11 protein-coding genes are annotated in these 9,454 nt (G+C 59.1%); 1 reads left to right on the forward strand and 10 read right to left on the reverse strand.

Features of this window, described 5'->3' with window-relative positions:
• Window positions 1-240 precede the first annotated feature (240 nt).
• Window positions 241-660: a hypothetical protein gene (locus tag AAAB35_RS04055; RefSeq protein ID WP_340666945.1), complete on the forward strand. Its 420-nt coding sequence runs from the start codon at window positions 241-243 to the stop codon at window positions 658-660.
• 312 nt (window positions 661-972) lie between these two features.
• Here the strand turns inward: AAAB35_RS04055 and AAAB35_RS04060 are convergent, their stop codons facing one another.
• The 10 genes from AAAB35_RS04060 to pcaD all read right to left on the reverse strand — a co-directional run bounded on the left by AAAB35_RS04060 (window position 973) and on the right by pcaD (window position 9,330).
• Complete coding sequence (locus tag AAAB35_RS04060; RefSeq protein ID WP_340666946.1) at window positions 973-1,692, reverse strand: ABC transporter ATP-binding protein; 720 nt, start codon at window positions 1,690-1,692, stop codon at window positions 973-975.
• Window positions 1,673-2,437, reverse strand: a complete 765-nt coding sequence (locus tag AAAB35_RS04065; protein ID WP_340666947.1) for an ABC transporter ATP-binding protein — start codon at window positions 2,435-2,437, stop codon at window positions 1,673-1,675. The genes AAAB35_RS04060 and AAAB35_RS04065 overlap by 20 nt, the downstream gene beginning before the upstream one ends.
• A complete protein-coding gene (locus AAAB35_RS04070) occupies window positions 2,434-3,441 on the reverse strand; it encodes a branched-chain amino acid ABC transporter permease (protein ID WP_340666948.1) in 1,008 nt (335 codons plus the stop codon). The genes AAAB35_RS04065 and AAAB35_RS04070 overlap by 4 nt, the downstream gene beginning before the upstream one ends.
• A gap of 1 nt (window position 3,442) precedes the next feature.
• A complete protein-coding gene (locus AAAB35_RS04075) occupies window positions 3,443-4,306 on the reverse strand; it encodes a branched-chain amino acid ABC transporter permease (RefSeq protein WP_340666949.1) in 864 nt (287 codons plus the stop codon).
• Between the two features lie 69 nt (window positions 4,307-4,375).
• Complete coding sequence (locus AAAB35_RS04080; protein WP_340666950.1) at window positions 4,376-5,548, reverse strand: ABC transporter substrate-binding protein; 1,173 nt, start codon at window positions 5,546-5,548, stop codon at window positions 4,376-4,378.
• A gap of 134 nt (window positions 5,549-5,682) precedes the next feature.
• The gene (locus tag AAAB35_RS04085) at window positions 5,683-6,753 is read right to left on the reverse strand and encodes a 3-carboxy-cis,cis-muconate cycloisomerase (protein WP_340666951.1); all 1,071 of its coding nucleotides are present in this window, start codon (window positions 6,751-6,753) and stop codon (window positions 5,683-5,685) included.
• 3 nt (window positions 6,754-6,756) lie between these two features.
• Entirely contained in the window at window positions 6,757-7,371 is a 615-nt protein-coding gene (gene pcaG, locus AAAB35_RS04090; RefSeq protein ID WP_340666952.1) for a protocatechuate 3,4-dioxygenase subunit alpha, read from the reverse strand.
• Entirely contained in the window at window positions 7,371-8,111 is a 741-nt protein-coding gene (gene pcaH, locus AAAB35_RS04095) for a protocatechuate 3,4-dioxygenase subunit beta (protein ID WP_340666953.1), read from the reverse strand. The genes pcaG and pcaH overlap by 1 nt, the downstream gene beginning before the upstream one ends.
• An 11-nt stretch (window positions 8,112-8,122) precedes the next feature.
• Window positions 8,123-8,527, reverse strand: a complete 405-nt coding sequence (gene pcaC / locus AAAB35_RS04100; RefSeq protein ID WP_340666954.1) for a 4-carboxymuconolactone decarboxylase — start codon at window positions 8,525-8,527, stop codon at window positions 8,123-8,125.
• Complete coding sequence (pcaD, locus tag AAAB35_RS04105) at window positions 8,524-9,330, reverse strand: 3-oxoadipate enol-lactonase (protein WP_340666955.1); 807 nt, start codon at window positions 9,328-9,330, stop codon at window positions 8,524-8,526. Before pcaD ends, pcaC begins: the two co-directional genes overlap by 4 nt.
• Window positions 9,331-9,454: the final 124 nt, after the last annotated feature.

Genomic DNA, 9,454 nt, shown 5'->3' on the forward strand with positions numbered 1-9,454 from the left:
TACTCCAATCACCTTCCCAGAGGACGAAAGCTTCGACATCGGACGAGACACCCGCACTGGAGTTGCGCTGGTGGAGTATCGCTACGACGCCCCTTTCGAGTTCTCCGGGAAAATCGACAATCTGACCCTCGAACTGGAGCCGGGATCGTCGACGAAATAATACGTCCACGCAAACGCCTGGCGGGGCACGAAATATAGTCGAGCTCAGCCGATCCCAGTGGCGAGATTCAAGGAGCCTCAATGCCTCGGAGCAAACGATCATCGAGCCCGAAGTTGCTGCTTTCAATCACGGGTGCGCTTGAGGCAGCAACCGGACTGGTGCTGCTTGTGGCACCGTCCGTGCTGGTCGAGCTGCTGCTCGGGGCCGTGCCCGGTACGCCTGCCGGCGACACAGCCAGTCGCGTGGCCGGTGCGGCGCTTCTCGCTCTTGGGGTTGCATGCTGGCTCGCGCGTGAAGACGCAATGGGCCGTGCCACGAAAGGACTTGTCACGGCAATGCTGCTTTACAACGCCACCGTGATTGCAATCCTTTTCCTTGCGTGGATGCGCCTTGGCCTGTCCGGCGTTGGTTTGTGGCCGGTGGTGCTGGCGCACGCAGCGCTGGCCATCTGGTGCGTTGCGTGCCTGTCGACACCAACCCTTCACGAGAAACGGCCTTAGACAAAAGCTCGCCTGCCAACTCTATGTCCTGGATGAAACAGTGGAGAGGATCGCCTACGAGGCTTTCGTGACGGTGTAAGTGTTGAATGGTGCGAGCATCATCGGGCTTTACCCGTGTCACGAGTGCCAAACCGAAGGTTGAATTTTGCTGATTGGCGGCGCGGGCGATAGACACCAGTGACGAGCCCTCCGAGATTGCCCTTGCGTATTGCCGAGCGCTCGGTGTCGCTGGCAGCGGCCATCTTTGTCGGGTATCATCAGGACCTGCGCAGATTGGTGCGCCGCAGGGCGTTCCCTGGTCGTACGGTTGCCCTAATGCCCGATACTTGTAACGCCGAGCAATTGATCAATTGTATCACGATCAGAGGCAAGCCCATCTGACGTCCCATCCCATACGATACGACCACGCTCGAGGATGATCACGCGTTCAGCAAAATCGAGCGCACTGCGGATGCGTTGTTCGACCATGAGGATCGTCATTTCGCCGCCCGATGCAAGGCGCGAAAAAGCCTGCATCAATTCCTCGCAGATAACCGGGGCCAATCCTTCCAGCGGCTCGTCCAGCAACAGCACCGTCGGCCTGCCAAGAATGGCGCGGGCCGTGGAAAGCATCTGCTGTTCGCCGCCCGACAGGTTTGAGCCTGAATTTGCTCGTCGTTCATAAAGCCGGGGAAACATGTCATAGGCTTCCTTGAGCGCGCTGCGCGGCCGGCCTTTCAAACCGACAAAGAGGTTTTCCTCGACGGTCAGTGAGGGGAAGATGCCGCGCGACTGCGGGACGAAGCCAAGGCCACTTAAGGCGCGAGCGGTACTGTCCATCTGCGTGACGTCAGCATCGCCGAGCCTGATCGTGCCCTGATAGCGCTTCGTTTGACCGGCGATCGTCGCGAGGAGGGTGGTCTTGCCGACGCCATTGCGTCCGAGCACCGCGATGCGCGCGCCTTTCTCAGCGCAAAAATTGATGTTTTCGAGAACGCGCGTCGGTCCGTAGCCGGCGCTCAGATCCTTGATGTCAAGCCGCGCTGCTGGCATCGGCATAGCTCCCCAGATAAGCTTCGCGCACGAGAGCGTCGCCCGTCACGTCGCGCGGCGACCCATCGAAAATGATTTCTCCTGCGGCAAGCACGATCACCCGCTTGGCAAAGCGGAACACAAGGTCCATATCGTGCTCGATCATCAGTACGGCCAGATCGTCAGGCAGCTGCGCAAGGGCGTTCTCGATTAGAAATGTATCGCCATGCGCGACGCCGGCGCCAGGTTCGTCCAGAAGCAGCACCTTTGGCCGCAAGGCCATGGCGAGCGCGATTTCGAGCAATCGCTGCTGGCCGTAGGCGATCGCACTGACCGGCACTTGCGCGAGGGCCACGAGACCGAGCGTATCTAGAATGTCATAGGTCTCGCGCATCACCTCTGGCATTGCCCGATAGGAACCGGTAATTCGTCCAGACCGTTTCTCGCGTTGCAGGATCGCCAGGGCCACATGTTCCTCCGGCGTCATGTCCGCAAACAGCCGCGTCACCTGGAACGAGCGGACAAGCCCGGCCCTGACCCGTTGCATCGGATTGAGGTTCGAGATGTCCTTTGCACCAATAAGCACGCGGCCGGAATCCCGCTTCAAATGACCGGTGACAAGGTTGACGAAGGTGGTCTTGCCCGCACCATTGGGGCCGATCAGAGCGACGCGCTCGCCCTTGGCAACGGAAAGCGACACATCCCGCGTGACGCTGAGACCGCCAAAGGATTTCATCAGCCGGTCAACCTGAAGGATCACGCTCACTTCAGCCTCCTTCGATAACGCTCAAAAAGGGCCGCGGCGGTGCCATAGAGGCCCTTCGGGGCAAACAGCACCACGGCGATCAGCAAGGCGCCGACCGTGGTCAGCCAGTGAAACGGATTGGCAGAAGACACGACATCCTCAAACCATACGAATACGATCGTGCCGACGAACGCGCCGTAGAGCGATCCGGCACCGCCAAGAACCAGCATGACCAGGGCTTCGGCAGAATTGGTAAAGCTAAGGCTGTCGAGGCCGACAACCTGGGTCGAAACGGCGTTGAATGCACCCCCAACGCCGGCAACAGCACCGGAAATGATGTACATCTTGATCAGTGTCGCCTTGACGGACGCGCCCATCGCGCTGACGCGAAGCGGGTCCTGGCGTATGCCTCGGCACAGCATGCCAAAGGGCGAGCGCACAAGAATCCGCAACATGACAAAGATGATCAACAGCAAAAGGATGCCGAACAGATAGGCCGTCCGGCCGAAAAGGTCGAACTCGAAGAGGCCGAGGATGGGATCGGGTGCGATGCCGGAGAGGCCGTCACTGCCGCCGGTCAAGGTCGAGGCCTTGTTGGCGGCTTCATGGAACAGGTGGATGACCGCAATCGACAATACGAGCTGGGCAAGGCCGTGACCACGCAGGATGACAACGCCGCAGACAAGGCCGGCCACGCCTCCGGCGAGCGCGCCAATGGCAACCATGCTGAACGCGCTGGTGATGTTGAAGGTCACAGCGGCAATCCCAGCCGCGTAGGCGCCCGCACCGAAGAGCGCGGCATGACCTAGCGTCGCCACGCCGCAATAGCCGGTCACAAGGTCAAGTGACAAAACGAGAAAAAGGATAGCGATGATCCGTGTCAGGAGCGCCAGATTGTCGGGAACAAAAACATATCCGAGGAGTGCAGCGGCAAGGATGATGGCAATGCCGACGAGGTCGCGCTGCCAGAAATGGCGACGCGATGATGTCCTTGAAAGCGGGCTCGGCACCCCGGCTGCGCTCATATCATCTGGCCCTTCCAAGAAGCCCGCGCGGGAATACCCAGACAATTGCGATCACGGCCAGATAGAAGAAGAATTCGCCGTATTCGGGAACGAGATAGCGGCCGGTGGTATCGATCGCTCCAAGAAGCAGGCAGGCCATCAGGGCGCCCGGTATGGAGCCGGCGCCACCGACGCAAACAACGACCAGGAATGTCACCATATAGCGCAGCGCATAATAAGGCTCGACCGGGAGAAGTTCGGCACCGATCACCCCGCCAAAGGCAGCAAGGCCGACAGCAAGGGCGAAACTTGCGGCATAGACAATCCTCGTGCGCACGCCGAGCGCCGCCGCCATGGCGGTATTGTCGACAGAGGCACGCAGCTTGACGCCAAAGGAGGTGCGCTCGATCAAGGCCCAGAGGCCAAGTGCCACGGCGACACCACAGCCGATCGCAAAGATTTTATGGGCCGCAATCGTCCGGAACCCGAGATCGACCGGACCCGTGAGTGGCGCGGGCAGGGGTATGGTCTTCAACGTCGGGCCAAAGACATAATTGGCAATGCCGATGACGCAGAACGTGATACCGATCGTCATCAGCACCTGTGTCAGTTCGGGTGCCCCATAGATGCGGCGGTAAAGAAAGCGCTCCAGCGGAATGGCAACGAGAATGGTTCCGACGACGGCAAGCATGACCGAAATACCGTACGCCAGCCCAAGATCGCGCGCTGCATAGGAGGCGATGTAGCCGCCGATCATGGCAAATGCGCCATGGGCAAGGTTGACGACGCGCATTAGCCCCATGGTGACGGAAAGGCCAATCGAGATGACAAACAGGACCATCCCGTAAGCAAGCGCATCAACGGCTATGCTAAGAAATACCTGCATTGGCATGTCCCGACTGGCGCTCGGAGCAAACGCGCACTCCAGAGCAGCTTTTCGTAAAAGACTTGAAGGCTATTTCGCCGCTGCCAGACCCGGGTCCGGCTGCTTTTCGAAGGTCTTGATTTCCTTGTTGTAATAGGTGCCGTCGTCACGCTTTGCCACTTCGCGCAAATAGATGTTCTGCGTGATATGACGCGTTTCCGGATCGATCGACACGGGTCCCCGCGGACTTTCCCAGGCGAGCCCCTTGACCGCATCGACGGCCTTCTGCGCATCCTTTTTGCCACCTGTCGCCTCGATCATCTTGTAGATGACATGCATGCCGTCATAAGCGCCGACGGATGGAAAGGAAAGTTCGGCGGGGTTGCCGATGGCCTTTTGCGCAGCTTCGACAAATGCCTTGTTCTCGGGCGAATCATGGGCGATCGAGTAGTGGAAGGTGGTCAGGATACCGACCGCCGAATCGCCGATCGCCGGCAGGTCGGATTCCTGGGTCAGGTCGCCGGGCGCCAGAAACTCAATGCCGGCTTGCTTCAGGCCATTCTCATTATAGGCCTTGACGAAGCCAAGGGTGGTTGGCCCTGATGGCAGGAAGGCAAATACCGCCTGTGCGCCGGCGTTGCGCACGCGCTGCATGACCGGGCTGAAATCATTGGTCGACAGCGGCATGCGGATGGATTCGACCACCGTGCCGCCCTCTTTCTCGAAGGTGGATTTGAAGGCGTTTTCGGCGTCAATCCCCGGACCGTAATCGCTGACAACGGTGATGGCCTTCGCAATACCGCGTTCGCGGGCAATTTTCGCCATGGGCGCTGACGTCTGCCAGGTGGTGAAGGATGTGCGCACGACATAGGGGCTCTTGGTGACGATCGCCGAGGTCGCGGCATTCATGATAACAAGCGGGACGCCTGCCTGCTTGAGAAGCGGTGTTACGGCCATGGCGTCAGGCGTGAAATAGAAGCCGGCGAGGTACTGCACACCTTCCTTGACCACCAGCTCCTGCGCCAACGCCTTTGCCTGCGCAGGATCGGCCTGCGGCACGTCGCGGTAGAGGATTTCGATCGTATCCGCACCAACCTTGTTGCCATGCGTAGCCATATAGGCGTCAATGCCGGCCTTGAAATTTTTGCCCTGAATGGCGAACGGACCTGAAAACGGGCCAACTACGCCAATCTTGATCGCGTCTGCATAAGCGGCGCCGCTCATGACAATGGCTGCAAACGCTGCCAGAATAAGCTTCTTCATTGTTCCTCCCCTTAAAACCCTTCGAACCGTAGCCAGATCAACTCCTCATCTGGCCACAACCGGCAGTCTCGTCAGTGTCTCACGCGAACTGGTAATGTAAAATGAAAAACATGCATCCTTTCATGACCATGAAGTTATGCGTCGGGCGATGTACCAAAACCGAAAGCCTCGATGGCACCAAGGAGTTCACCTGCCCTGCGCAAGGATCCCGCCGTTGCGGCGACCATCGACGGCAGGATCATCCATTCGAGAGTCCAGGCCGCACCGGACCGCTCCTGTTCGTGCACCAGAGCATGATGCATGCCAGATACCTGCGTGGCGTTGAAACGGGCAAGCGCAACGAGAACTTCTGCCAGGACCGGATTTTGCTTGTGCGGCATGGCCGATGATTTTCCCCCACCGCTTAAGGAAATCTCGCTAACACCCTGCGCAAGAAGGCAAATATCCTGGGCGATCTTGCCGAGCGAACCGGAGATTTGCGCCAAGAGATCGCAAAGTTCGACGATGATATCGCGCTGGTTGTGCCATTGCGGCAGGTCCTTGAGTCCGAGAATGTCCGCAAGTGCGCTGCGGACCTTGGGCGCCTTGTCGCCCAACTTGTCGAGCGTTCCCGCCGCACCGCCAAACTGAAGGCAAGGGAAATGCTGCGTAAGAAAGGAAAGCCTTTGTTGATGCCTCAGTATTGGTGCGCGCCAGCTGGCGACACGGTCGCGAACGGCAATGGCGATCGCCGCCTGCATGCGGGTATGCGCCATGAGGCTATTGTTGCCAAACGTGCTATCCAGATGGTCAAGTCCTTGAAGAATAGCCGCCAAGTCCGCGTCGAGGCGGGACGGGAGCGGTTTGAGGCGGATCATCAGGCTGGTATCGATAACGTCCTGGCTGGTCGCCCCGAAGTGCACGAATGCGCGATGTTCAGGCGCAAGGGCGTCGCGCAACTGGCGCACAAACTCTGGAATGACCACGCCATCGATCGCAACCGCGGCGCGCAATGACGCCATGTCGGGCAAGAACTGGCGACATGTCGTTTCAATCGCATCGGCCGCTGCGCTGTCGATGATGTTCTGGTCGGCTTCTGCCCGGGCCAGAGCCGACTCAAATGCCAGTATGGCGGCAATATCGGCATCGACCGAGAACCAGCTGGCGGTGTCGTTGTCGCCGATGAGGCCAGACAGATAGGGGTGGTCGAAAGCGGATATGCTCATCGCCTATACATCAAGGAACACGGTTTCCTTCTCGCCCTGCAGATGAACATCAAAATGATATGCCGCGCCCTCGCGTCTCGCGATCAGCGTCGGGATACGGTTCTTGTGCTCGATGCGCATGAGGATCGGGTCCTGGTCATTGGCGGCCTTCTCGTCCTCGAAATAAACCCGGGTGTTGAGGCCGATATTGATGCCACGCGCCACGATCCACATGCTGATGTGGGGCGCCATCAACCTTCCGTCCTTGAATGGCACCTGACCGGGCTTGATGGTTTCAAAGGCGAATTCACCGGTTTCCATGTCGGTCGGGCAGCGGCCCCAGCCGGTAAAATTGGCATCGGCGGCGCCGCGCAACTCCGAGGGGCTGTTGTAAAGCCCGGTACTGTCCGCCTGCCAAATCTCAATCAAGGCATCACGCAGCGGCGTTGCCGTTCCGTCAAAGACGCGTCCACGCAGTGTGATCCGCTCGCCGCGCGTCTTGTCGTTGACCATGGCGACACCGAGATCGGCGGCGTAAACGCCGGCAATCCCGCAGAAATTGGGTGTGCACCCGATATGCACGTAAGGACCCGCCGTCTGCGAAGGGGTCTCTTTCAAATAGCCTAATGATTGGACCATCAATTGCCCTCCAGGCGATTTTCGAACAGGGTCGAGCGGCGGCCGCGCAGCACGATGTCGAATTTGTAGGCGCGGGCATCCATCGGGATCGTGTTGTTCATGTCGAGCCGTGCAATCAACTGTTCGATGGCCGCACTGTCTGCAATCGATCTGACGATCGGGCAATTCCAGATCATCGGGTCGCCCTCAAAATACATCTGGGTGATCAGTCGCTGGGCAAATCCGTGCCCGAAGACAGAGAAGTGGATATGGGCGGGACGCCAGTCATTGACCCCGTTCGGCCAGGGATAGGCGCCTGGCCTGACGGTGCGAAAACGATAGGTACCGTCATCCCCGGTGATCGTGCGTCCGCATCCGCCAAAATTCGGATCGAGGGCGGCGACATATCCCTCGCGTTTGTGTCGATAGCGCCCGCCAGCATTGGCCTGCCAGAACTCGACGAGGGCGCCAGCAACGCCCTTGCCGCGTTCGTCAACCACACGGCCATGCACGATAATGCGCTCACCGATAGCGCTTTCGCCCGGCATGGCGAAATTATGGATCAGATCATTGTCGAGTTCGCCGAGAATGGAATGTCCGAAGGCGGGACCAGTGATCTCCGACACCGTATTGTCGAACGACAGGAGCGCCCGCTGCGGCGAGCGCACGACGCTTGTCTTGTAATTCGGCGTCAAGGCCGGCGGATGCCACTGCCTGTCGCGTTGAAAGAATGCTCCCGTTTCGGGTTTTCGGTTGGACATTGCCATCTCCCTCACACGGCCTTTACGGCTTCCATTTCCTTAAAGACCTGCTTGGCCAGCCTGATCGCGTGATTGGCCGCCGGAACCCCCGCATAGATAGCGACATGGAGCAGGGCTTCGCAAATGTCGTCGCGCGTTGCACCGGTATTGGCGGTGGCGCGCACGTGCATGGCAAGTTCCTCGTCCTGCCCCAGCGCTGCCAGCAAAGCGATCGTCACGATCGACCGTTGTCGCTTGGACCATCCTGGCCTCGACCAGACATGCCCCCACGCTGCTTCCGTGATCAGCTCCTGAAATGGCCCGTCGAAATCCGTCTTGTTTGCTTCCGCGCTGTCGACATGGGTATTGCCCAAAACGATTCTGCGGGTTTGCATGCCTTCGGCATAGCGGCGAGACACAAGAGCCGCACGCGTCATGATTGGCCTCCAAGCTTGAATTCTTCGATGAATGCCCGCATCACTGCCGTCAAGGCCTCCGGCTGTTCGACGCAGGGAATGTGCGCTGCATCCTTGATCACCTCATAGCGTGATCGCGGGATCCGCCGGGCAAGCTCAAGCACAAGATTAGGCGGCGTCGAGCCGTCCCTGTCGCCGACGATGCAGATCGTCGGAACCGCGATACGCCCGGCAGCCTCGGTAAAATCGGCCCCGCTTATTGCCGTACACGTGCCGGTGTAGCCGTCAACGGGCTGACGCACCAGCATGTTGCGGTATCCCGCCAGTTCCTCGCGCCGTTGGGCATGGAAGGCTGGCGTGAACCATAGCTTGAAAATGCCTTCGGCAATCGATCCGATGCCGTTGCTGTTGACCGCCGCAATGCGCGCCGCCCAGGTTTCTGCGGTACCGATCTTGTGCGCGGTATCGCAAAGGATCAAGGCGCGCACCAGATCCGGGCGTGCCGCATAAAGGCCTTGCGCTACAAGGCCACCCACGGACAAGCCGCAAATGACAGCTTTCTTGACCTCGAGATAATCGAGGAGTCCCGAAAGGTCGCCGACATGATCGTCAATGGAATAGGGCGGCGCGCCAAGATCTGAAAGACCGTGTCCGCGCAAATCATAGGTGACGATTGCAAAATCGCCGACAAGCCGAAGGATGACGTCACGCCAGATCCGCAAGTCGGTGCCGAGCGAATTGGCAAAGACCAGCACGGGCCTGCCTTCGGGCGCACCGATCAGCTGATAGTGCAGCGTCACACCATTGATAGAAGCGAATTGCACAGGAGACCTCCCAATCTGCTCAGGGCGATAATGGATTATACATTTGGTTCGGTAAAATGATAACTTACCACATTCCATTAACCCATGGGTTATGAAAAACGATGATCGACAGCCGCATCAAGTT

It is taken from the genome of Phyllobacterium sp. (genome assembly GCF_037994425.1).
Lineage (GTDB): Bacteria > Pseudomonadota > Alphaproteobacteria > Rhizobiales > Rhizobiaceae > Phyllobacterium.

What these genes read in the sequence shown, in the direction of transcription:
- pcaG (WP_340666952.1), bottom strand. Translation starts at nt 7,371, where the DNA reads ATGGTCCAATCATTAGGCTATTTGAAAGAGACCCCTTCGCAGACGGCG.
- AAAB35_RS04075 (WP_340666949.1), bottom strand. Translation starts at nt 4,306, where the DNA reads ATGCAGGTATTTCTTAGCATAGCCGTTGATGCGCTTGCTTACGGGATG.
- AAAB35_RS04070 (WP_340666948.1), bottom strand. Translation starts at nt 3,441, where the DNA reads ATGAGCGCAGCCGGGGTGCCGAGCCCGCTTTCAAGGACATCATCGCGT.
- AAAB35_RS04080 (WP_340666950.1), bottom strand. Translation starts at nt 5,548, where the DNA reads ATGAAGAAGCTTATTCTGGCAGCGTTTGCAGCCATTGTCATGAGCGGC.
- pcaH (WP_340666953.1), bottom strand. Translation starts at nt 8,111, where the DNA reads ATGTCCAACCGAAAACCCGAAACGGGAGCATTCTTTCAACGCGACAGG.
- AAAB35_RS04060 (WP_340666946.1), bottom strand. Translation starts at nt 1,692, where the DNA reads ATGCCAGCAGCGCGGCTTGACATCAAGGATCTGAGCGCCGGCTACGGA.
- AAAB35_RS04085 (WP_340666951.1), bottom strand. Translation starts at nt 6,753, where the DNA reads ATGAGCATATCCGCTTTCGACCACCCCTATCTGTCTGGCCTCATCGGC.
- AAAB35_RS04055 (WP_340666945.1), top strand. Translation starts at nt 241, where the DNA reads ATGCCTCGGAGCAAACGATCATCGAGCCCGAAGTTGCTGCTTTCAATC.
- pcaC (WP_340666954.1), bottom strand. Translation starts at nt 8,527, where the DNA reads ATGACGCGTGCGGCTCTTGTGTCTCGCCGCTATGCCGAAGGCATGCAA.